This is a genomic window from Sphingopyxis sp. (assembly GCF_041916015.1).
Lineage (GTDB): Bacteria > Pseudomonadota > Alphaproteobacteria > Sphingomonadales > Sphingomonadaceae > Sphingopyxis.
In genome coordinates this window covers 20,925-43,359 of the sequence record NZ_JAYSAH010000046.1, presented here as the reverse complement: position 1 = coordinate 43,359, position 22,435 = coordinate 20,925, and the positions used below count along the sequence as shown (strand labels likewise).

Here is a 22,435-nt window from a genome sequence, read left to right as displayed (position 1 = left end):
CAACCGTTCGTGCTGAGCTTGTCGAAGCACCGTCCTTTTCTCCTTCCGGGACAGAAAGAACAGCCCTTCGACAAGCTCAGGGCGAACGGAAAAACCTAGCGTTCGCTGATCTAATCACGGCCAAGCATCAGGTCAACGAGTTCGCCGAGCCGGCCGAAGCCGGTGACGCCAATCCCGTTCACAGCCTTCATCCCCTTTGGCCCCCAGCCCCTTGAAAAGCCGAGCTTCGCTGCTTCGCGCAGGCGCAGCGCATCGTGCGAAACCGGCCGCACTTCGCCCGATAGCGAAAGCTCGCCGAAGACGATGGCGTCCGACGGCGCCGGCCGTTCGCTGAACGCCGAGATCAGCGCCGCGGCGACCGCGAGGTCGGCCGCCGGATCGGTAAGCCGATAGCCGCCGGCAATGTTGAGATAGACTTCGGCGGCGCCCATCTGGAGCCCGCAGCGCGCTTCGAGCACGGCGAGCACCATCGCCAGCCGCCCGCTGTCCCAGCCGACCACCGCGCGTCGCGGGGTCGCGCCGCTCGCGAGGCGGACGGTCAGCGCCTGGACCTCGACCAGCACCGGGCGCGTGCCTTCGAGCGCCGGGAAGACCACCGACCCCGGCACGTCGCGGCTGCGGTCGGTCAGGAACAGGCTCGAAGGGTTGCTGACTTCGCCGAGCCCCTCCTCGCCCATTGCGAACACGCCGATCTCGTCGGTGCCGCCGAAGCGGTTCTTGACCGCACGGAGGATGCGATACTGGTGGCTGCGCTCGCCCTCGAACGCCAGCACCGTATCGACCATATGTTCGAGCACGCGCGGGCCGGCGATCGTCCCGTCCTTGGTGACATGGCCGACCAGCACGATCGCCGCGCCGCTGTCCTTGGCGTAGCGGATCAGCTCCTGCGCGCTCGCGCGGACCTGGCTGACGGTGCCGGGGGCACTGTCGATCAGATCGCTGTGCATCGTCTGGATCGAATCGATAACGACGAAATCGGCGGTCCGGCTATCCAGTGTCGCAAGAATATCGCGCACCGAGGTCGCACTCGCCAGTGCGACCGGCGCGTCGCCAAGCCCCAGCCGCTGCGCGCGCAGCCGCACCTGCCCCGCCGCTTCCTCGCCGCTGATATAGACGACCGACTTACCAGCTTTGGCAAGGCGCCCGGCTGCCTGCAGAAGCAAGGTCGATTTGCCGATCCCCGGATCGCCGCCGATCAGCGTCGCCGACCCCGCAACGAAGCCGCCGCCAAGCGCGCGGTCGAACTCGGCGATGCCGCAGAGCATCCGGTCGGGCATCGGGCTGTGGACGTCGAGCGTTTCGAGCGCCAGCGCGCGCCCGCCCTTGCTGAGGTCGTGCTTGGCCGAAAAAGCGGTTTCACCGGCCTCCTCGACCAACGTGTTCCATTCGTTGCAGTCGGCGCATTGCCCCTGCCAGCGATAGCTGACGGAGCCGCAATTCTGGCAGACATATTGGCGTTTCGCTTTGGCCATGCGGCCTCGCATAGTCGGAACAAAAATGGAACGCTAGTGCTTTTGCCCTCTCCGTCATTGCGAGGAGCCGCAGGCGACGAAGCAATCTCCAGCCATGGACCTTTGCGCAAGGTCGATGGCTGGAGATTGCTTCGCTACGCTCGCAATGACGAGCAAAGGGCTCTAGTGGATCGGCAACACCGAATCACCATCCAGCAGGATCGCCCACGCCATGAAATTCTTCGCCGACACCGCCGAAATCGCTGACATCCAGGAACTCGCCGCGACCGGCCTGCTCGATGGCGTCACCACCAACCCGTCGCTGATCGCCAAGTCGGGCCGCGACTTCAAGGAAGTGACCAGGGAAATCTGCGCCATCGTCGATGGCCCCGTCTCGGCCGAGGTCGTCGCGCTCGACCATGCGACGATGATGAAGGAGGCTGAAATCCTCCGCAAGATCGCCGACAATGTCTGCATCAAGGTGCCGCTGACCATCGACGGGCTCAAGACCTGCAAGGCGCTGACCGGCGACGGCACGATGGTCAACGTCACCCTCTGCTTTTCGGCCACGCAGGCGCTGCTCGCGGCAAAGGCGGGGGCGACCTTCGTCTCTCCTTTCGTGGGCCGCCACGACGATAATGGCTTCGACGGAATGCAGCTCATCGCCGACATCCGGCTGATTTACGACAATTATGCCTATGACACCGAAATCCTCGTCGCCAGCGTGCGCCACGGCATCCATGTCCTCGAAGCCGCGAAGATCGGCGCCGACGTGATGACCGCGCCGCCGTCGGTCATCAAGGGGTTGTTCAAGCACGTCCTGACCGAAAAGGGCATCGAAGGTTTTCTGGCCGACTGGGCCAAGACCGGGCAGTCGATCTGACGCGACGCAGATAATCAAGCCGCGTGCCCCCGCGAAGGCAGGGACCCATCTCCGGCCGGTTCAAAATTGCGCCCTCGGCTGATTGGCAGTGCCGGGAGGCATGTGACTCCCGACACTCTTGGCGTGCGCCCGCGGTTCGTTTGAGCGCCGTCACCCTTTCCAGTTGACGTAAACGTCAACCTACGCCGATACTCTTCCGAAAGGGAGAGATTCGCATGACCGACACCGCTGCCCCCGCCGTTTTGACCGAACGCAACGGCCATATATTGATCGTCACGATCAACCGGCCCGAGGCCCGCAACGCGGTCAACGCGGACGTCCATGCCGGAATCGGCACCGCGCTCGACGAAGCCGAGGCCGACCCCGACATCCGCGTCGTCATCATCACCGGCGCGGGCGACAAGGCGTTCTGCGCGGGCGCCGACCTCGTCGCACTGTCGCGTGGCGGCGCGCTCCAGCCCGACGACAAGGCGCAACAGGCGTGGGGCTTCGGCGGCTTTGCCGCGCACCCGATCTCGAAGCCGGTCATCGGCGCGGTCAACGGCTTCGCCTTTGGCGGCGGTTGCGAACTCGCGCTGATGTGCGATCTGATCGTCGCCGCCGAAAATGCGCAGTTCGGCCTGCCCGAGGTCAAGGTCGGCTTGTTCGCGGCGGCGGGCGGCGCCTTCCGCATCGTCAAGCAGTTGCCGCCGAAACTGGCGATGGAGCATCTGCTGACCGGCGATCCCTTCGATGCCGCGACCGCGCTGCGCTACGGCTTCGCGAACCGCGTCGTCCCGCTTGCCGACCTCATGCCGACCGCCATCGCGCTCGCCGAGAAGATCGCGGGCAATGCGCCACTGTCGGTGCAGGCGTCGAAGCGCGTCGCCCTCAGGATGCAGGACGGACAGATCGCGGGCGACGACGCGCATTGGGCTGACAACAGCCGCGAGCGCCGCGCGCTGATGGCGAGCGAGGACGCCCGCGAAGGCCCGCGCGCCTTTGCCGAGAAGCGCAAGCCCGTCTGGAAGGCGCGCTGAGATGGGCATGACCGATCCCGAGCGCATTCCCGTCATCGTCGGCGTCGGGCAGGTCAACGACCGCCCCGACGATCCCGACCAGGGGCTCGACTCGCTCGGCCTGATGATCGAGGCCTTGAAGGTCGCGGCGGAGGACGCGGGCGTGCCGCTCGCCGAGATCGACAGCCTCGCGATCGTCGACCAGATCAGCTTTCATCATCTCGGCAAGCTTTGCGAACCGCTCGCGGCGGCAATCGGCGCCAGTCCCGCGATTAATTACCAGTCCGCCGCGCCGCACGGCGACACGCCGGTCCGCCTGCTCAACGAGGCAGCGAACCGCATCGGTGCGGGCGAGGTCAAATTGGCCGCGATCGTCGGCGGTGAAGCGCTGCGCACCGCCGCGGGCCGCGCCGCCAAGGCCGCGAGCGGTGAGGACAAGAGCTATAACGCGATCCGCAAGGTCGCGACACGGCGCGAGCCCGACTATGCACAGAAGCACGGCCTCGCGGCGCCGGTCGACGTCTACCCGCTCTACGAAAATGCGACCCGCGCCGCGTGGGACCAGAGCCTTGCGGATGCACAGTTCGAGAGCGCCGAAATCTGGTCGCGCTTTTCAGAGGTCGCGGCCGCGAATTCCGGTGCGTGGATCAGGAAGCCCGCAAGTCCCGCCGACATCCTCAAGATCGACGAGCGCAACCGCCCGATCGCTTTCCCCTATTCTAAGCTGATGGTCGCCAATTCGTCGGTGAATCAGGGCGCCGGCTTCCTCGTCGCCAGCCTCGCCGAAGCGCGGCGGCGTGGCATCGCCGAGGATCGTCTCATCTATGTCGGCATGGGTGCCGCGGCGAAGGAACCGGCAAGCATCCTCCGCCGCGACCGCTACGACGGCAGCGTCAGCATGGAGACGTCGATCATTCGCACGCTCGAACTCAACGGCATGACCGTCGCGGATTTCGACTGCGTCGAGCTCTACAGCTGCTTCCCCTGCGTTCCAAAGATGGCGCGGCGTATCCTCGGCTGGCCGTGGGACCGCCCCGCGACGGTGTTCGGCGGCTTGACCTTCGGCGGCGGCCCGATCGCCAATTATATGAGCCATGCCGTGGTCTCGATGGTCGAAAAGCTGCGCAGCGAAGGCTGCTACGGCTTTCTCTTCGCCAACGGCGGTTTCGCGACCGACAATCATTGCATCGTGCTGGGGAATCGGCCGATCGCCGCGGCGCGCTTTCCGCAGGACTTCGACTATCAGGCCGAGGCCGAGGAAAAGCGTGGCGTGGTGCCCGAACTGGTCGAGGATTATGCCGGACCGGCAACGATCGAAAGCTACACGGTCTTCTATGGCCGCGACGGAGCGCCGAAGGCCGGTGTCGCCGTGGCGCGCACGCCGGAGGGCAAGCGCACCCTAGCGCACGTAGACGTGAGCGACGCCGCGATGCTGGCGTTCCTGACCGATGGGACGGCGGAGCCGGTGGGGACGCGTGGGGAAATTGTCGCGCTCGATGAAGGCTATGGGTGGCGAGCAAACTAACAAATCTCGTCATTGCGAGGAGCCGAAGGCGACGCGGCAATCCCCAGCTATCGACCTTGCGCGAGGCCGATAGCTGGGGATTGCTTCGCTTCGCTCGCAATGACGCTGTTGTTGTCAGTTGAGATCGAAACTCACCCCCTGCGCCAGCGGCAGCGCATCCGAATAATTCACCGTGTTCGTCGCGCGGCGCATATACTGGCGCCACGCGTCCGAGCCGCTTTCGCGCCCGCCGCCGGTCTCCTTCTCGCCGCCGAAGGCGCCACCGATCTCGGCCCCGCTCGTTCCCAGATTGACGTTGGCGATCCCGCAGTCGCTCGCCGCGAGGAAACGCTCGGCTTCGCGCAGGTCGGTGGTGAAGATCGCTGACGACAGCCCCGCCGCGACCGCATTATGCTGCGTGATCGCCGCATCCAGATCGTCATAGCGCATGACATAGAGGATCGGCGCGAACGTCTCCTCCAGCACCGGCCCGACCTGTCCCGGCATCTCGATCAGCGCGGGGCGGACATAGAAGCTCGCGCCCTCACCCACACGCTCGCCGCCGAGCACGATACCACCCGCCGCTTTGGCCGCCGCCAGCGCCTCCTGCATCCTCTCATAGGCAGCGCGATCGATCAGCGGCCCGACGAGGACCCCGCCTTCCAGCGGATTGCCGACTCCAACGCTGGCATAGGCAGCCTTCAGCCGCGCAAGGAACCCGCTGTAGATGCCATCATGCAGAAACAGCCGCCGCGTCGTCGTGCAGCGCTGCCCCGCGGTCCCCATCGCCCCGAAGGCGACGCCGCGCAGCGCGAGATCGAGGTCGGCCGAGGGCGCGACGATCACGCCATTGTTGCCGCCAAGCTCGAGGATCGAGCGCGCGAAGCGCTGGGCGAGCCGCGGCGCGACGGCGCGCCCCATCCGCGTCGATCCCGTCGCCGACACCAGCGCGACGCGCGGATCATCGACCAGCGCCTCGCCCGCCTCGCGCCCGCCGATCAAAAGCTGCGACAGGCCTTGGGGCGCATCGCCGAACCGCGCCGCCGCGCGCGCGAAAATCGCCTGCGTCGCCAACGCGGTGAGCGGCGTCTTTTCCGAAGGCTTCCACACCACGCTGTTGCCGCAGACGAGCGCGAGCGCGGCATTCCACGCCCACACCGCGACCGGAAAGTTGAACGCCGAGATCACCCCGACGACGCCCAGCGGGTGCCAAACCTCCATCATCCGGTGCCCCGGCCGCTCGGTCGCGATCGTCAGGCCATAGAGCTGGCGCGAGAGGCCGACCGCAAAGTCGCAGATGTCGATCATCTCCTGCACCTCGCCCGCGCCCTCGGACGGAATCTTGCCCGCTTCGATCGTCACCAGTTTGGCCAGATCGTCCTTCGCAGCGCGCAGTTCCTCGCCGAACAGCCGCACCAACTCGCCGCGGCGCGGCGCCGGAACCGCGCGCCAGGCGCGGAACGCAGCGACCGCCCGATTCAGCGCCGCATCGACATCGGCGGAGTCGGCGACCTGCACCGTCCCGATCTGCTCGCCGGTCAGCGGCGTCAGCGCCGGCATCGATCCGTCGGTCCAGGCCGCGCGATCGACGCCCAGCGCATCGAGTATCCGGCCGGTCTCCTGGCCCAGTTGAAGCATAGCATGTCCCTTCTTCGGCGCCTTCGCGCCTTGCAGTTTGCGGCCCGCGGGTTATCGACTCAAGCGAGCAAAGCAAAGCCCATTGGGAGAGTCGCCGTGTCGTCCGAATTGTCCCCGTCCGAACCCTTAGTTCCCGTTCCCGCCGACGCCGCCGCGAACACCCATTGCACCGCCGCCGATTACGACCGCCTCTATGCCGAGAGCATCACCGATCCCGACGCTTTCTGGGCCGAGCAGGCGAAGCGCCTCGCCTGGGTGACCCCGCCGACGAAAATTGCCAGCTGGTCCTTCGATCCGGTCGACATCAAATGGTATGAAGACGGCGTCCTCAACCTCTGCCACAATGCCGTCGACCGCCACGTCGCCGCGGGACATGGCGACCGCACCGCGATCATCTTCGAACCCGATGCGCCCGACGGCGAGACGCGGCACATCAGCTACAAGGCGCTGCTTGCCGAGGTCGTCCGCTTCGCGAGCACACTGAAGAAAATGGGCGTCCGAAAGGGCGACCGCGTCACCATCTACATGCCGATGATCCCCGAGGGCGCGGTCGCGATGCTCGCCTGTGCGCGGATCGGCGCGGTGCACAGCGTCGTCTTCGGCGGCTTCTCGCCCGAAGCGATCCACGGCCGCATCGAGGATTGCGGCAGCGACTGGGTGATCTGCGCCGACGAGGGGCTGCGCGGCGGCAAGGTGGTGCCGCTGAAAGCCAATGTCGACAAGGCGCTCGAACGCGTCGACGTCAAGGCGGTGCTCGTCATCGCGCACACCGGCGGCGACGTCGCGATGAAGGAAGGCCGCGACCATTGGTATGACGCGCTGTCGGCCGACGTCGACACCGACTGTCCGTGCGAGCCGATGGGCGCCGAAGATCCACTCTTCATTCTCTATACGTCGGGCTCGACCGGCAAGCCGAAGGGCGTGCTGCATACGGTCGGCGGCTATTCGGTGTGGACCGCGAGCACCTTCTGGTATGGTTTCGACTATCGACCGGGGGAGATTTTCTGGTGCAGCGCCGACATCGGCTGGGTCACCGGCCACTCCTATGTCGTCTATGGCCCGCTGCAGAATGGCGCGACGACCCTGATGTTCGAGGGCGTGCCCAATTACCCCGATCATGATCGTTTCTGGCAGGTCGTCGATAAGCATCAGGTCAACATCCTCTACACCGCGCCGACGGCGATCCGCGCGCTGATGCGCGAGGGCGACGATTATGTGACGCGGCACGACCTCTCGTCGATCCGCCTGCTCGGCAGCGTCGGCGAGCCGATCAATCCCGAGGCGTGGCGCTGGTATCAGCAGATCGTCGGCAAGGGCCGCGTTCCCGTCGTCGATACCTGGTGGCAGACCGAAACTGGCGGGATTATGATCACCACGCTTCCGGGGGCACATCCGATGCAGCCGGGAAGCGCGGGACGCCCCTTCTTCGGCGTTCGCCCGCAACTCGTCGATGCCGAAGGCACGGTGCTGGTCGACGAACAGACCGGAGGCGCGTCCGAAGGCAATCTCTGCATCACGCATAGCTGGCCGGGGCAGGCGCGGACGATCTACGGCGACCACAAGCGCTTCGCCGAAACCTATTTCTCGACCTACAGGGGCAAATATTTCACCGGCGACGGCTGCCGTCGTGACGGTGACGGCTACTGGCGGATCACCGGCCGCGTCGACGACGTGATCAACGTCTCGGGCCACCGCATGGGCACCGCCGAGGTCGAGAGTGCGCTGGTGCTGCACGACCTCGTCGCCGAGGCCGCGGTCGTCGGTTTCCCGCACGATATCAAAGGCCAGGGCATCTATGCCTATGTGACGCTCAACGCCGGGGTCGAGCCCACGGAAGAAGTTGCCGCAGCGCTCAAGCAACAGGTCCGGACCGAGATCGGACCGATCGCGACCCCCGACCATATCCATCTGACCCCCGCGCTGCCCAAGACACGCTCGGGCAAGATCATGCGCCGCATTTTGCGCAAGATTGCCGAAAATGATTTCGGGTCGCTGGGCGATACGTCGACGCTGGCCGATCCGAGTTTAGTGGACGGGCTGATCGAGGGGCGGAAGAACCGCTAACCCCCTATCGTCATCCCGGACTTGATCCGGAATCCATTTGGACAGCGCGGTTTTGGACCCCGGATCAAGTCCGGGGTGACGATGATAATTACGCTATCGCGCTATCAGAAATGAAAGTCCGGCAGTTCCGCCAGTGCGATCCCGAGCGCCTCGGCCCAGCCGTCGGCGACGCTCTCATAATAAGGATCGTTGCGTTCGAAGCGGCGCTCGCGCACCGTCGTGAAATCGTCGCGCTCATGGACCTTGAGGTCGATCGGCAGGTCGACTCCGGCATTCGCCTGGATCGTCGAATCGAACGAGACGCAGAGCAGCTTCACCGCATCCTCGAACGACATCGTCGGATCATAGGAGCGCACGATGATCGGGCGGCCGTATTTGGTCTCGCCGATCTGGAAGAAGGGATTGTCCTCGCCTGCCTCGATGAAATTGCCCTCGGGATAGATCAGGAACAGCCGCGGCTCGGCGCCCTTGATTTGCCCGCCGACGATGAGCGATGCGCGGAACAGCGACTCCGCCGCCGGTCCCTCGTCATTGTGGCGCATCACGATGCCGCGCAACGTCTCGCCGATGATCGTCGCGATCTGGAACATCGAGGGCGCGGCGAGGATTGAGGGATGCCGGTCTTCCGGCGCCTTGGTGCGTTCGTCGAGCAGGCTCACCACCGCTTGCGTCGTCGCGAGATTTCCCGCCGACATCAGCGTGATCACCCGCTCGCCCGGAACGGTCCAGCTCCGCATCTTGCGGACCTGCGAGATGTCGTCGACGCCCGCGTTGGTGCGGGTGTCCGACATGAACACCAGCCCCTTGTTCAAACGCATGCCCACGCAATAGGTCATCGAATCCCGCTTTTCCCGCCCGGTTTAAGCCCGCTTATTGCTGGACCTGCAATTGGACAACCAGATTTTCTTGCGCTGCACCATAGCGCATCCCGCGAACCGGGGCGGCATCGCGATAGTCGAGGCCGGTCGCGACGCGAATATAGCGCTGGTCGGGCGAGTGACCGTTGCTTACGTCGAAGCCGATCCAGCCGATATGGTCGAAATACGCCTCGGCCCAGGCGTGGGTTGCATCCTGATGGGTGCGGTCGTTCATCATCAGATAACCCGAGACATAGCGCGCCGGATGCCCCAAATGCCGCATCGCGGCGATGAAGATATGGGCATGGTCCTGACACACACCGCCTTCGCCTCCGAGCGCTTGCTCGCCGGTGGTTTCGGCATCAGTGACGCCGATCCGATAGGGCAACCGGTCCAGAATCAGCGCCGACAGCGCGTGCGCACGCTCGATATCGTTCGCGAAATCGCGCCCCAGCCCCGCAGCCAGCGCCCGCACCCCCCGCCCCGCACGGGTAAGTGGCGTCGGGCGCAGGAAGGTCCAGAGCGGCATCGCGCCGCGATGCGCGCCGATCACCCCGTCCCAGGTCACCAACTTGACCTCGCCGGTACAGTGGATGACGAGTTCGGACGCGCCACTGTCGACCGACACCAGATCGACGCCATTGCCATGATGGTCGGTGTAATGGAGCTGCCGCGCACCGCCCTCGATATCGACCGTCCAGCCGTGGATCAGCTGCTGCCCCGGCCGTTCCTTCGGGGTCAGGCGCAACTGCTGGAGCGCATAGGCGACATGGCCGTCGAATTGATAATGGGTCGTATGCTCGACGCGTAGCCGCATGGTCACTCCACGAACCGGTAATCGCGCTCGATCTGCTGCGCGAGCGCAGCGTTGGCGCGGAGGAAGTCGGTGATATATTCATGCAGGCCGCCGTCGAAGATCGACTGGATCGGGCGCGACAGCCGGTCACGGCAGATCGCGGCGCCGAGGCGGACCGCCTCGGTTTCCTCGCCGTAAAGGCGTTGCAGCCAGCCGAGATTGTCGTTCATCTGCTCGCAGCAGAAGGCCAGGCTGCGGGGCATCTGTTTGTAGAGGATCAGGAATTCGGCAATCTTCAAGGCGCTGATCTCGGTCCCGTAAAGCCAGTGATAGGCGCGGTGCGCCGACACCGAGCGCAGGATCGTTTCCCACTGCACATTGTCGATCGAACTGCCGATATGTGCGACTGACGGCAGCAACAGATAATATTTGACGTCGAGGATGCGCGCGGTGTTGTCGGCGCGCTCGAGAAAGGTGCCAAGGCGCGCGAAATTATAGCCGTCGTTGCGGAGCATCGTTCCCGAAAAGGCGCCGCGCACCAGCCCGTTGTTCTGACGGATCGCGGCGAGCACGTCGGGCAGATCGTCCTCGCGCACCTGCCGCTTGAGCTGTGCGCCGAGCGTCATCCAGCTCGTATTGACCGCCTCCCACACCTCGCGGGTGAGATAGGTTCGCGCGGTGCGCGCATTGTCGCGCGCGCGCTTGACGACCGAGAGGATGCTCGACGGGTTGGCGGGGTCGCGCAGCATGAAATCGACGACGCGCTGCGAACTGTATTCGCTGCCATGCGCCAGCCGGAAGGCGTGATCCTGTCCCGCAGTGACGAGCACCGACCGCCATTCGGCCTCCGCGGTGCTCGACCGGGTCAGCGCGATGCGGAAACCCGCGTCGATCAGGCGCGCGTTGTTTTCGCTACGCTCGAGGTAGCGCGCCATCCAATAGAGGGAGCCGGCCGTTTTCCCGAGCATCAGTCCTCCAAAACCCACGTATCCTTGGTGCCGCCGCCCTGGCTGCTGTTCACCACCAGCGACCCCTTGGTCATCGCGACGCGCGTGAGCCCGCCCGGCGTGATCCGTATCCCCTGCGGCGACATCAGCACAAAGGGCCGCAAATCGACGTGGCGCGGCGCGAGCCCCGCCTTGGTGAAGATCGGCACCGTCGAAAGCGAGAGCGTAGGCTGCGCGATATAATTGCCCGGATTGGCCTCCAGCTTCTTGCGGAACACCGCGATCTCCTTGCGGCTCGCGGTCGGGCCGACGAGCATCCCGTAGCCGCCCGATCCATGCACTTCCTTCACCACCAGTTCGGGCAAACGGTCGAGCACTTCCTTCAGATGCTCGGGTTCCGAGCAGCGCCAGGTCGGCACATTGGGGAGCAGCGCCTTCTCCCCCGTGTAGAACTCGATGATGTCAGGCATATAGCTGTACAGCGCCTTATCGTCCGCAATCCCCGTTCCCGGCGCGTTGGCGATGGTGATTCCCCCGGCGCGATAGACGTCCCAGATGCCGGGCACGCCGAGCATCGAGTCGGGCCGAAAATTGAGCGGATCGAGGAAATCATCATCGACGCGGCGATACAGCACGTCGATCGGGGTATAGCCCTGCGTGGTCCGCATCGCCACGCGGCCATCGACGACGCGCAGGTCGTGGCCCTCGACCAGTTCGGCGCCCATCTGGTCAGCAAGGAAGCTATGCTCGAAATAGGCGCTGTTGTGGATGCCGGGGGTCAGCACCGCGACCGTCGGCGTGCCCTGACAGGCAGGCGGCGCGCACGCCGACAACGACTTCAGCAGGTTGAGCGGGTAGTCGCCAACCTCGCGCACCGAAATCTTCGCGAACAGCTCGGGAAACATCTGGAGCATCGTCTCGCGATTTTCGAGCATGTACGACACGCCCGACGGCGTGCGCGCATTATCTTCGAGCACATAAAATTCGTTGGCGTCGGTGCGCACAATGTCGATGCCGCTGATATGCGTGTAGACGCCGCCCGGCGGGTCCATCCCCATCATCATCGGCAGAAAGGCCTCGTTGCGCGAAATCAGCTCGGTCGGGACGCGGCCGGCGCGGAGGATTTCCTGCCGGTGATAGATATCGTGGAGGAAGGCGTTGAGCGCGCGCACGCGTTGCTCGATGCCACGCGAGAGACGGCGCCACTCGCTCGCCGAGATGATGCGCGGGACGACGTCGAACGGGATCAGCCGTTCGTCGGCCTCGTCCTGTCCATACACATTGAAAGTGATGCCGGTGGTGCGAAAAAAAGCCTCGGCCTGCTGCGCCTTGCGCTGGATGCGCGCCGTATCCTCGCGGCCGAACCATTCGTGATAGTCGCGATAGGGCGAACGGACCTCGCCCGCCTGCCCTGTCATTTCATCGAAAAAGGAAATGCCCCAGCCCTTTCCGCGCAACATGCCACCGATATGGCCGCACCCGATGGTCGAGCGTGCGCGGCCCCATATTCCTGCCTGCTGCGTCGCTTGTCTGGCTACGCGGCCGTCAAGCTTATGAGGGAGATGCTAGCACCCCCGCGCGGGAAGGCAAGAGCGCAAAAAGCCCTTAGAAACCAAAGAGCAGACGTATAGCGACGAACCCCACCAGCAACGCCGTCAGCCGCCGGATCAGCGTCGCGGGGCCGGTCTTGACCGCCAGCTGCGTCCCGATCGCACCGCCGATCAGCACCGCGACCAGCAGCGGCCAGTGCCCTGCAATCGCGTCGATCATCGCACCACCCTTGCCCTTGATGAGCTGGCCGGTCAGCCCGAACAGGCTGTTGACGAGGATGAAGAGGCTCGCGGTCGCCGCAACGCTGCGCGCCTCGGCCCAACGGATCAGGTGGAGGATCGGCGCGAGGAAGATACCACCGCCGATGCCGACGACGCCGGCGAGATAGCCGAGCGCGGCCGCGATCGGCAGCAGCAGCTTCGGCGACAGCGCGACCGGCTTCGCCGCCTGCGGCTGGAACAGCAGCGCGAGCGACGATGCGAGCAGCGACAGGCCGAGCAGGATGACGAGCACGCCCTGCTTCACCGGCGTCAACCCGCCAAGGAAGGCGAGCGGCGCCGCGACGGCGATCAGCGGCAGCGCCTTCGCCCACGGCATGACGCCCGCACGGGCGAAGCGGACCGTTCCCCCGGTAACGACAATGACATTGCACGCGAGGCTGATCGCCGGAACGAGCCCGATCGCGACACCGCCGAGCAGCAACAGCGCGGTATAGGTCGATCCGCCGCCGAACCCGACCGCGGCGTAGAGCAGCGCGGTGAGTCCGAAGAGGGCGGCGAGTCCGGTCATCCTATTCCTATCCCGTCATTGCGAGGAGCGAAGCAACGCGGCAATCCAGAGTCGCGTAAACCGCTCTGGATTGCTTCGCTTCGCTCGCAATGACGATACATTGCAATCAAAGCTGCCCGTGGCAATGTTTGTACTTGCGCCCCGACCCGCACGGGCACGGCGCGTTGCGGCTGATCTCGAGCTCCGCATAGGGATTTTCGCCCTCGGGCAGGTCTGGACGCGGCGCCTGCATCGGCGGCAGCGTATTGGCGATCACGCCGAGTTCGCCCGCATCGATGTCGGCGCTGTTGTCTTCGCCGGTGAAGGGGTCGATGTGCGTGGTCAGGAAGTCGGGCAGATCGGGGAGCGGCATCGCCTCGGGTTCCTGGAACTGGAAATCGATCCGCGCGACGGTGCGCGTCACATCCTCGCGGATGTTCTGCAGCATGCGCTCGAACAGCGCGAACGCCTCCTGCTTATATTCGTTGATCGGCTGCTTCTGCGCATAGGCGCGCAGGAAGATCGCCTGACGCAGCGCGTCGAGCGTCGAGAGATGGTCTTTCCAGTGATGGTCGAGCGTCTGGATCAGCACCGACTTCTCGACATTGCGCCACGTATCGGGATCGACCTGCGCCGCCTTTTCCGCGGCTGCAGCGTCGGCAAGTTCCTGAATGCGCTCCTCGAACATTTCGGCCTCGACCGCATCTTCCTGCATCCAGGCGTCGATCGGCGGGGTCAGGTCGAGGATGCTCGCGGTGCGCTCCTTCATCGCCTCGATGTCCCATTGTTCGGGATAACTTCCCGGCGGGCAGGCATCGGCGACGATCGAATTGACCGTTTCGGCCCGCATCTCGGCCATCACATCGTCGACGGTCTTGCTGTCGATGATCTCGCCGCGCTGTTCGTAGATCACCTTGCGCTGGTCGTTCATGACGTTGTCATATTCGACGACCTGCTTGCGGATGTCGTAGTTGCGCGCCTCGACCTTCTTCTGGGCGGTCTCGATCGCCTTCGACAGCCATTTCGATCCGATCGCCTCGCCATCCTCCAGATTCTTGTTCATCATCTTGGAGAAGAGCGTGTCGGGACCGAAGATGCGCAACAGGTCGTCGTCGAGGCAGAGGTAGAATTTCGACAGGCCCGGATCGCCCTGACGCCCCGAGCGGCCGCGCAGCTGATTGTCGATGCGGCGGCTTTCGTGGCGCTCGGTCGCGAGTACGAACAGCCCGCCTGCCGCACGCACGGCTTCGCGCTCGATAGAGACTTCCTCGCGAATCCGCGCCTCGGCGGCCTCGCGCTCGGGACCTTCGGGCATGTCCTTCAGCTCGTCCTCGATGCGGAACTCTTCGCTGCCGCCGAGTTTGATGTCGGTGCCGCGGCCCGCCATGTTCGTCGCGATCGTGACCGCGCCGCTGCGGCCGGCCTGCGCGACGATATGCGCCTCGCTTTCGTGGAAGCGCGCGTTGAGGACGCTGTGCGCGACATTTTCCTTTTCGAGATAGGAGGAGAGCAGTTCCGACTTCTCGATCGAAACGGTGCCGACGAGCACCGGCTGGCCGCGCTCCTGCGCCTCGCGGATCGTGCGCGCGATGGCGCCGAACTTGTCGGTGATATTCTTGTAGAATTCGTCCTCCTCGTCCAGCCGCGCGATCGGGCGGTTGGTCGGGATGGTGACGACGTTCATCTTGTAGATTTCGAAGAATTCGGCGGCTTCGGTCGCCGCGGTGCCGGTCATGCCCGAAAGCTTCGGATACATGCGGAAATAATTCTGGAAGGTGATCGACGCGAGCGTCTGGTTCTCGGGCTCGATCTGGACGCCTTCCTTGGCCTCGACCGCCTGGTGCAGACCGTCGGACCAGCGGCGGCCGTCCATCATGCGACCGGTGAATTCGTCGATGATGACGACCTTGCCGTCCTTGACGATATAATCGATGTCCAGCTTGAACATCTGGATCGCCTTCAGCGCCTGATTGACGTGATGGACGACCTGGGTGTTCTCGATGTCGTAGAGGTTGCTGCCTTGCAGCAGCCCCGCTGCCTCGAGCAAGCGCTCGACATGCTCGGTGCCTTCCTCGGTCAGGCTGATCGACTTCGCCTTCTCGTCCTTCTCATAATCCTCGTCGACGAGCTGGAGCACCACCTCGTTGACGCGGATGTAAAGCTCGGACTTGTCGTCGGTGGGGCCCGAGATGATCAGCGGGGTGCGCGCCTCGTCGATCAGGATCGAGTCGACCTCGTCGACGATGCCGAAGTTGAATTCGCGGTGCACCATCTGCGCGCGGTCGAACTTCATATTGTCGCGCAGATAATCGAACCCCAATTCGTTGTTCGTCGCATAGGTGATGTCGGCGTTATACGCCTCGCGGCGCTGCATCTCGTTGAGGTTCGGGACGATGATCCCTGTGGTGAGGCCGAGGAAGCCGTAAACGGTGCCCATCCATTCGGCGTCGCGCGTCGCGAGATAGTCGTTGACGGTGACGACATGGACGCCCTTGCCCTCGAGCGCGTTGAGGTAGCAGGGCAGCGTCGCCATCAGCGTCTTCCCTTCGCCCGTCGCCATCTCGGCGATCTCGCCGCGGTGAAGGACGATGCCGCCGATCATCTGGACGTCGAAATGGCGCATGCCGAGCGTGCGCTTCGACGCCTCGCGAACGGTCGCGAACGCTTCGGGCAGCACATCGTCGAGCGTCTCTCCCGCCGCGAGCCGGTCGCGAAACTTCTGCGTCTGCGCTTTCAGTTCATCGTCGCTATAGGCCTCAAGCGTCGGCTCGAAGTCGTTGATCCTGGCGACGATCTTGCGGATCGAATTGACGTAACGCTCATTGGACGAGCCGAACAGGCTCTTGGCAAGGCTGCCGAACATAATGAATTTCCTTGGATTTCGATGCGATCAGGGCGGCGTGGGCGCCGCGCGGAATATGAAGAAAATCCCCGCGAATGCAGGGAGAAGGCCCGCAAAGGCCGTCAGCGCCTGACGCTATTCGAGCGCGCGATCGGCGCCGGTCAGCAGGCCGGGGAGATGCGGCGGAGCCGCCTTGCGCGGCTTGCCGCTGCCTCCGCTGGGCGCGCGGCGGGTCGGCGCGGTCGCGGCCGGGCGGCGATCGCTATCGGTCGCCTCCGCCTTGTTCGCCGTCTCGGCGAGCAGAACGAGCGACCCCATCGCCATCGGAGTGGCGGGTGCGGCAACGGCCCGGTCCGCAGTCGCGAACCCGGTGATCAGCGCCAAAAGGGTCAGCAAAAGCCGCAAGAATCGCCCCCATACACGTCCGGAGCCCAGATTATTGCGCCCCGTTCCCTGAACATAGGGTGAAAGCGGCCGCGCGTCTAGGGGTTGTCGTACGGCAACGATAGCCGCTTGACGTTATCGTCAGCTTCGCATCTTGTCGCGCTGACAAATATGTAAGGAGGGATAGCGTGGCACGAAAGGCGATCTTCATCACCGGCGGCGGGTCGGGCATCGGTCGCGCGACCGCGCGCCATTTTGCGGGTCACGGCTGGTTCGTCGGCATTGCCGACGTCAACGCGCAAGGGATCGACGAAACTGCAGCGCTGCTGCCCGAGGGCGCCTCGTCGCGCCACGTCATGGACGTGCGCGACCGCGACCAGTGGCAGGCGGCCCTCGCCGATTTCGCGCAAGCCAGCAAGGGGCGGCTTGACGTGCTGTTCAACAATGCCGGGATCGGATCGGGCGGCCAGTTCATCGACATGGCGCCGGAGGAGGCCGACCGGCTGATCGCGATCAACTTCGGCGGCGTCGTCAATGGGATATATTCAGCGCTGCCGCTGCTCCGCGCGACCCCCTGCGCGACAATCCTCAACACCGGATCGGCATCGGGCTTTTACGGCGTCGCAGGGCTTGCCGTCTATTCGGCGACCAAATTCGCGGTGCGGGGGCTGACCGAGGCGCTCGAGATCGAGTTCGCCAAGCATGGCATCAAGGTGCGATCGCTGATGCCCGGCTTCATCGACACGCCCTTGCTCGATCAGGTCAGCGCCGACAGCAACGCGCCCGCCCGCGACCGGCTGTCGTCGAGCGGGTTCGAGATCGTGCCCGTCGAGCGCGTCGCCGAGGCGGCGTGGGACGCGGTGCACGGCGACAAGGTCCATGTCACCGTCGGCAAGATGGCGAAACGCCTGTCGCGGCTGGCGCGCTTCTTCCCGGGGCTGATCGTCCGGCAATCCAAGAAGATCGACGGACTGGGCGCCGCGGGCCACTGACGGCCGTGCGGGCAGATCAGGCCGGAAACGGCGAGATCTGCCCGGAACGAGCCCGCGGATCAGCCGGCCTTTGCGCCGGGCGTTCCGCATTTGGCGAACTGCCCCTTCGCATTGCGGCAGCGCGCGCCGGAGCTGGCGGTCTTGTGCGCCGGGGTTGCCCGCTTCGCAGGCGCGCGCACGGCCGCCATGGCCGGAGCCTTGGCCGCGGGGGTCGGCGCACATTTGATGAAATGCCCCTGCGCATTGCGGCATTGGGCCGCCTGGCCGGTGCCGGGCAGAGCGAGGGCGGCCGCGGCCGCCAGAACGACAGCAAATCTGTTCATGACATCCTCCAGTGGCCGAAATGGCCGACCAGGAGAATGCCGCCCGCTACCTTGGCGGAAGGTGGCGCGGGGGTTACATTTTCGTCAGCAAGCGCCGATCAGCTGGTCAGCAGCTTCACCCCGGACACGAGCAGGACGGCAGCCAGCGCCGGCCGGAGCAAGCGATCGGGCGCGCGGCTCGACAGCAGGCTACCGACGATTACGCCGGGGATCGAGCCTGCGAGCAGGCTGACCAGCAGCGCCGGATCGACATCGCCATAAAGCCAGTGCCCCGATCCCGCGACCAGCGCCAGCGGGACCGCATGGACGATATCGGTGCCGACGATCCGCGATACCGGCAGGTTGGGATAGAGCATCAGCAGCGCTGTAACCCCGATCGCCCCCGCCCCGACCGACGAGATGGAGACGGCAATCCCGATAAAGGCGCCGAGCATCACGGTCGGCAGCATCGCGTGGCGGTCGTCGGGCCCTTCGTGCCGCCGCGCGAACCGCATGAGCCGAGCCTGAAACAGCGCGGCGAAGGCGGTCAGGACGAGCATGACACCCAGGAAATCGATGATGACATGTTCAGCGCGGGCCCCGATTTCGCCGACCCCCTGCAGCGCGACGACCGAGAGCAGCGCGGCCGGGATCGACCCGGCGGCGAGGCGGCGGAAAATATGCCAATCGACCGTATCGCGCCAACCGTGGACGGTGCTGCCCACCGTCTTGGTAATCGCGGCGAAGAGCAGGTCGGTGCCGACCGCCGTCTTCGGATTCACGCCGAACATCAGCACCAGCAGCGGCGTCATCAGCGACCCGCCGCCGACGCCCGTCAGCCCGACGAGGATGCCGACGAGCATCCCCGCGACCGCGTGCATCCGGACGATCTGGTCAAGCACCGCCGCTATTTCTGCGCGCCGCAGGTCACCGACCCGCTGCCGAGATTGCGGACGGTGCAAGCCGGACGGCCGAGGACCACGGCCTTGCCGACCCCGCGCGCAGTGATCGCGGCGGTCTTCGCCGCGTTGAAGATATGATCGCCCGCGCCTTCGCTGTCGCTGATCAGGTCGTCAACAGCGAGCTTGCCCGCATCGACGACGCCCGCGCCCGACAAGGTCATCTGTGCCTGCTTCGCCTTGCCCGCGAGCGTCATCGTCCCGTTGCCGATCATCGCGACGCTGAGCCGGTCGGCCGCGACGTCGCCGACGCCGATCCGTCCCGGCCCGCGCAGCCCGATCATCACGCGCGCGCCCTTGAGCCGGTCGATCTGCAGCGACCCTGCCCCCGCGAGCGTCGCCGACCGCAGATTCGCGGCATTGACACGCACCGTCACCACTGCGGGGGCGGTGCGGCGGCTCTCGTCGCCCGCATATTTCTTCTCGCCGATTACCAGCCGCCCGTCGCGCGTCTCGAGCGTCAGCCGGTCGAGCGCGTCGGTCGAGCCGGTCGCCACCGCGCCGACCGGCGCGCGCGTCACCACTTCGACATCGACATCGGCGCCCACCTCGATCGCCTCGAAGCTGGTGAGGCCGTAGCGCTTCTCGGCCGCCGTTGCGGGACCGGAGAAAAGAAGGGCGGCGGCCGCAACAACGGCCAGGCGCGAGTAGCTGGTCATGGCCCCGCCTTACCGGCTTCGCGGCGGCGGCGCCAGCGCCGCTTTATTTGCAGGTCGCGGTGCCCGACCCCATCGCGTGCGTCGAACATTTGCCGCCGCCGCCAATCGTCGCGTCGCCCGATCCGAGGATGTTGACGTTCGCGCGGACGGTCGCCTGCGCTTCGACGTCGCCCGATCCGGTGATCGATATGTCGAGCGTCTGTGCAGCCAGTCCTTCGGCATCGATGTCGCCCGATCCGGTTACGCCGAAATCGCCGGTGTCGATCGTGCCGCCCTTGATCTCGATATTGCCCGAGCCCGAGACGCCGAGGTCGGCGCTCTTCGCGGTCAGCTTGCCGAGCTTGAGGTCGCCCGACCCCGTGACCTCCAGCTTCGCCGCATCGGCGGCCAGATTGTCGGCGTCGATCGATCCCGATCCGGTGAGGCGCAACGTATCGAGTTTCGGCATCGTGATGCTGATCTCGACGCCCTTGCTGTCGTGACGGCTGAAGCTGAAGCCTTCGCGCTTGCGGCCGATCGAGAGCATCGCGCCATCGAGCGTGATCTCGAGTTCGTCAAGCTCGCGCTGCGGCCCTCTGGCGCTGATCGCGAAGGCGTCACCCTGGCGGATCGTCACATCGTCGGGGCCGGCGACCTTGATGCCGGTGAAGCCCTTGAGGTCGAAGCTTTGCGTCGTCACCGGCCCCGCGGGCGCGGCGCGATCATCCTGTTTCGCGCCATGCTCGCCCTCTTTCCCGTCGCCGTTGCAGCCCGAAAGAGCCATCGCCAGCGGCAGAATCGCCATCGTCCAGTTTCGCATCGTCAATCTCCTTGTGTGTTACTTACATAACACAGGAGCGACGCGCTGTCCAGCGACCTACCAGCGGAGCAGCGGCGCGAGCAGCAACCGGCCCGCAACCGCCCACAGCGGAATCGCCAACCCGTGCCAGAGCGCGATGTGGATCATGTCGTTCGACGAGCAATGCAGCGCGACCGCCGCCGCGCCCGCCGCGCCGGCGGCAGTGCCGGTCACCCAGCCCGCACGCTCGGGCGAGGTCGGTGCCCCGCCTCTCAGCCAGGCGAACAGCGCCGCGCCGACGCCGACGCCCGCAATCAACCCGTCGAGCGTGCAGCCCATGCCATGGCCGGAGTGCATCGCCTCCATCGCGCCATGACGGTCCCCAAAGCCGATGAAGATTGCGGTCAGCGGCAAAGCAAGCGCGGCGAGCGCGGCCCAGCGCCAGCCGCCATAGTCGCGCCCGACGCCGGGAAGGCCCATACGGAGCGCACTCCACGCCGCCGCGAGCCCCAGCGCGACGATCAGCCAGAAAGCGAGCATCGGCAGCGGCGCCATCGGAATGCCGGCCGCGAGATCATGGCGCATGCCGAAGATCCGGAGCAGCAGCGCGCCGACGACGATCCATCCCGCCGCGACCCACAGCGCCCCGCGCAGCAGGCGCCGCGGGCGGACGGGTTCGAGCTCGTCTGCGAGAGCCTCGATCAGATCGTCGATCGATGCGTCCGTCATCTCACTCACTTTCAATCAATTGCGCGAGCTTCTTGAGCCCGCGATGGATGTTCACCTTGACGAGCGATTCGCTCTGGCCGCAAATTTTCGACGCCTCGGCGATCGAGGCTCCCTCGATCTTGACCAGCGTTATCGCCTGCGCCTGCCCCGGCGGCAGACAGGCGAGCAGCCGGTCGATGCTGAGCCGGGCGTGGATGGCCTCATCCGCTGCGCCGGCCGCTGCGTCACTGTCGCCAAGCTCGGCTTCGTCGCGCTGGCGGCGGAGCGCATCGATCCAGCGATAGCGCGCGATCGCGGCGAGCCAGGGCAGAAAGGGCCGCCCGCTGTCCCAGGTCGCAAGCTTGCGGTGCATCGACACCAGCGTTTCCTGCACCAGGTCGTCGATCTGGTGCGGCGCAATGCGGCGCGCGAAATAGCGGCTGAGCCATTTGCGGCAATCGGCCAGCAGCGTGCGATACGCAACGCGATCGCCCCGCTGCGAAGCAGCCATCAGGCGCGCAAGCGAGGGTTCGTCGAGGCTCATAGGCGAGGCAGGATAGCGGAGATGGCGAGGAATGGCATCGCCTCCGGTTCGGGGGTGATGGCGCCATGGTTACGTGCCCGGGAAAATTTGCGCCATCTTGTCGCCACCTTCGCGGTGCAACAGGCGCGCTTCCCCTTTTCGTTATCGAGAGAGACATGAGCGTAGCCTTCCGCCGCGAGAGCGACGACGAGCATATGGAACCCGCGTTCGAGTGGCCGATTCCGGTCGGGGCCAATCTGGTCACGCCGCGGGGACGCCGCCTGCTCGGAGAGGAAACCGCGCGTCTCGAAACCGCTATTGCAGCCGAGGCCGACGAAGAGGCGCGCAAGAAGTTGCAGCGCCGCCTCCGCTATGCGAGCACCCGCCACGCGACCGCCGAGGTACAGGTTGCGCCTGAGGCCGATGTCGTCGGCATCGGCAGCCGCGTCCGCTATGTGCTGAACGGCGGCGAGCGCGCGGTCACGATCGTCGGCCATGACGAGGCCGACCCCAGCGCGGGGCTGATCGCTTTCACCGCGCCGCTCGGCCGCGCGCTGATGGGCGGCGAGGCGGGCGACGTCGTCGAGTTTCAGGAGCGCGAGGATGCGATCACCATCCTCGCGGCGGACGCCGATCCGGAGGTCAGGGCATGAAAGACAAGTTCGAGCGCCACAAGCAGCCGTGGACCGCCGCCGAGATCGACAAACTGCACACGCTCGCCAAGAAGGGCATGGCGCTGAAGGCGATCGCCAAGGCGCTGACGCGCAGCGAGGAATCGGTGAAGACCCGCGCCAAGGCCGACGGGCTATCGATCGCGAAGCTGCGCTGACG

The 22,435-nt window shown here is 65.6% G+C and carries 22 protein-coding genes; 7 read left to right on the top strand and 15 right to left on the bottom strand.

Annotated features, from left to right (window positions below; translation table 11 throughout):
* Nucleotides 1–110: 110 nt before the first annotated feature.
* Nucleotides 111–1,472, bottom strand: a complete 1,362-nt coding sequence (radA, locus tag ACE3SL_RS06405; RefSeq protein WP_374524922.1) for a DNA repair protein RadA — start codon at nucleotides 1,470–1,472, stop codon at nucleotides 111–113.
* Nucleotides 1,473–1,683: 211 nt separating this feature from the next.
* Between radA and fsa the strand changes: the two genes are divergently transcribed.
* The 3 genes from fsa (at nucleotide 1,684) to ACE3SL_RS06390 (ending at nucleotide 4,857) form a co-directional block, all read left to right on the top strand.
* On the top strand, nucleotides 1,684–2,334 hold the full coding sequence (fsa, locus tag ACE3SL_RS06400; protein ID WP_297663226.1) for a fructose-6-phosphate aldolase: 651 nt from the start codon (nucleotides 1,684–1,686) through the stop codon (nucleotides 2,332–2,334).
* Nucleotides 2,335–2,549: 215 nt separating this feature from the next.
* Nucleotides 2,550–3,353 carry an enoyl-CoA hydratase-related protein gene (locus ACE3SL_RS06395; protein ID WP_374524921.1) on the top strand — a complete coding sequence of 268 codons (804 nt, stop codon included), beginning with the start codon at nucleotides 2,550–2,552 and terminating at the stop codon, nucleotides 3,351–3,353.
* Nucleotides 3,354–3,360: 7 nt separating this feature from the next.
* Complete coding sequence (locus ACE3SL_RS06390; protein ID WP_374524920.1) at nucleotides 3,361–4,857, top strand: acetyl-CoA acetyltransferase; 1,497 nt, start codon at nucleotides 3,361–3,363, stop codon at nucleotides 4,855–4,857.
* A 114-nt stretch (nucleotides 4,858–4,971) separates the two neighbouring features.
* Here ACE3SL_RS06390 and ACE3SL_RS06385 read toward each other — a convergent pair whose 3' ends face one another.
* Nucleotides 4,972–6,474 (bottom strand): aldehyde dehydrogenase family protein, encoded by a 1,503-nt coding sequence (locus tag ACE3SL_RS06385; RefSeq protein ID WP_374524919.1) that lies wholly within the window; start codon nucleotides 6,472–6,474, stop codon nucleotides 4,972–4,974.
* Nucleotides 6,475–6,570: 96 nt separating this feature from the next.
* Between ACE3SL_RS06385 and acs the strand changes: the two genes are divergently transcribed.
* On the top strand, nucleotides 6,571–8,538 hold the full coding sequence (gene acs, locus ACE3SL_RS06380) for an acetate--CoA ligase (RefSeq protein ID WP_374524918.1): 1,968 nt from the start codon (nucleotides 6,571–6,573) through the stop codon (nucleotides 8,536–8,538).
* A gap of 104 nt (nucleotides 8,539–8,642) precedes the next feature.
* Here the strand turns inward: acs and ACE3SL_RS06375 are convergent, their stop codons facing one another.
* From ACE3SL_RS06375 to ACE3SL_RS06345, 7 genes are all read right to left on the bottom strand, one after another.
* A complete protein-coding gene (locus ACE3SL_RS06375; protein WP_374524917.1) occupies nucleotides 8,643–9,374 on the bottom strand; it encodes a peptidase in 732 nt (243 codons plus the stop codon).
* Nucleotides 9,375–9,408: 34 nt separating this feature from the next.
* The gene (locus tag ACE3SL_RS06370) at nucleotides 9,409–10,212 is read right to left on the bottom strand and encodes a transglutaminase domain-containing protein (protein WP_374524916.1); all 804 of its coding nucleotides are present in this window, start codon (nucleotides 10,210–10,212) and stop codon (nucleotides 9,409–9,411) included.
* Between the two features lie 2 nt (nucleotides 10,213–10,214).
* Entirely contained in the window at nucleotides 10,215–11,159 is a 945-nt protein-coding gene (locus ACE3SL_RS06365) for an alpha-E domain-containing protein (RefSeq protein WP_374524915.1), read from the bottom strand.
* Nucleotides 11,159–12,598: a circularly permuted type 2 ATP-grasp protein gene (locus ACE3SL_RS06360; protein ID WP_374524914.1), complete on the bottom strand. Its 1,440-nt coding sequence runs from the start codon at nucleotides 12,596–12,598 to the stop codon at nucleotides 11,159–11,161. Before ACE3SL_RS06360 ends, ACE3SL_RS06365 begins: the two co-directional genes overlap by 1 nt.
* A gap of 145 nt (nucleotides 12,599–12,743) precedes the next feature.
* On the bottom strand, nucleotides 12,744–13,478 hold the full coding sequence (locus tag ACE3SL_RS06355) for a TSUP family transporter (protein WP_374524913.1): 735 nt from the start codon (nucleotides 13,476–13,478) through the stop codon (nucleotides 12,744–12,746).
* A 106-nt stretch (nucleotides 13,479–13,584) separates the two neighbouring features.
* Nucleotides 13,585–16,320, bottom strand: a complete 2,736-nt coding sequence (gene secA, locus ACE3SL_RS06350) for a preprotein translocase subunit SecA (protein WP_374524912.1) — start codon at nucleotides 16,318–16,320, stop codon at nucleotides 13,585–13,587.
* A gap of 114 nt (nucleotides 16,321–16,434) precedes the next feature.
* Nucleotides 16,435–16,704: a hypothetical protein gene (locus ACE3SL_RS06345; RefSeq protein WP_374524911.1), complete on the bottom strand. Its 270-nt coding sequence runs from the start codon at nucleotides 16,702–16,704 to the stop codon at nucleotides 16,435–16,437.
* Nucleotides 16,705–16,871: 167 nt separating this feature from the next.
* Here ACE3SL_RS06345 and ACE3SL_RS06340 point away from each other — a divergent pair, with 167 nt between their 5' ends.
* The gene (locus ACE3SL_RS06340) at nucleotides 16,872–17,675 is read left to right on the top strand and encodes an SDR family oxidoreductase (RefSeq protein WP_374524910.1); all 804 of its coding nucleotides are present in this window, start codon (nucleotides 16,872–16,874) and stop codon (nucleotides 17,673–17,675) included.
* A 59-nt stretch (nucleotides 17,676–17,734) separates the two neighbouring features.
* Here the strand turns inward: ACE3SL_RS06340 and ACE3SL_RS06335 are convergent, their stop codons facing one another.
* The 6 genes from ACE3SL_RS06335 to ACE3SL_RS06310 form a co-directional block, all read right to left on the bottom strand.
* Entirely contained in the window at nucleotides 17,735–17,998 is a 264-nt protein-coding gene (locus ACE3SL_RS06335) for a hypothetical protein (RefSeq protein WP_374524909.1), read from the bottom strand.
* Nucleotides 17,999–18,096: 98 nt separating this feature from the next.
* On the bottom strand, nucleotides 18,097–18,858 hold the full coding sequence (locus ACE3SL_RS06330; protein WP_374524939.1) for a sulfite exporter TauE/SafE family protein: 762 nt from the start codon (nucleotides 18,856–18,858) through the stop codon (nucleotides 18,097–18,099).
* Nucleotides 18,859–18,884: 26 nt separating this feature from the next.
* Nucleotides 18,885–19,595, bottom strand: coding sequence for a head GIN domain-containing protein (locus ACE3SL_RS06325; protein WP_374524908.1), 711 nt, complete (start codon nucleotides 19,593–19,595; stop codon nucleotides 18,885–18,887).
* 43 nt (nucleotides 19,596–19,638) lie between these two features.
* Nucleotides 19,639–20,394, bottom strand: a complete 756-nt coding sequence (locus ACE3SL_RS06320) for a head GIN domain-containing protein (protein ID WP_374524907.1) — start codon at nucleotides 20,392–20,394, stop codon at nucleotides 19,639–19,641.
* Nucleotides 20,395–20,451: 57 nt separating this feature from the next.
* Nucleotides 20,452–21,102, bottom strand: coding sequence for an NrsF family protein (locus ACE3SL_RS06315; protein WP_374524906.1), 651 nt, complete (start codon nucleotides 21,100–21,102; stop codon nucleotides 20,452–20,454).
* 1 nt (nucleotide 21,103) lies between these two features.
* Nucleotides 21,104–21,625 (bottom strand): sigma-70 family RNA polymerase sigma factor, encoded by a 522-nt coding sequence (locus ACE3SL_RS06310; RefSeq protein ID WP_374524905.1) that lies wholly within the window; start codon nucleotides 21,623–21,625, stop codon nucleotides 21,104–21,106.
* Between the two features lie 155 nt (nucleotides 21,626–21,780).
* Between ACE3SL_RS06310 and ACE3SL_RS06305 the strand changes: the two genes are divergently transcribed.
* Both ACE3SL_RS06305 and ACE3SL_RS06300 read left to right on the top strand, forming a co-directional pair.
* Nucleotides 21,781–22,257, top strand: coding sequence for a GreA/GreB family elongation factor (locus tag ACE3SL_RS06305; protein WP_374524904.1), 477 nt, complete (start codon nucleotides 21,781–21,783; stop codon nucleotides 22,255–22,257).
* Nucleotides 22,254–22,433: a hypothetical protein gene (locus tag ACE3SL_RS06300; protein WP_215353462.1), complete on the top strand. Its 180-nt coding sequence runs from the start codon at nucleotides 22,254–22,256 to the stop codon at nucleotides 22,431–22,433. Before ACE3SL_RS06305 ends, ACE3SL_RS06300 begins: the two co-directional genes overlap by 4 nt.
* The last annotated feature ends 2 nt before the right edge of the window (nucleotides 22,434–22,435 follow it).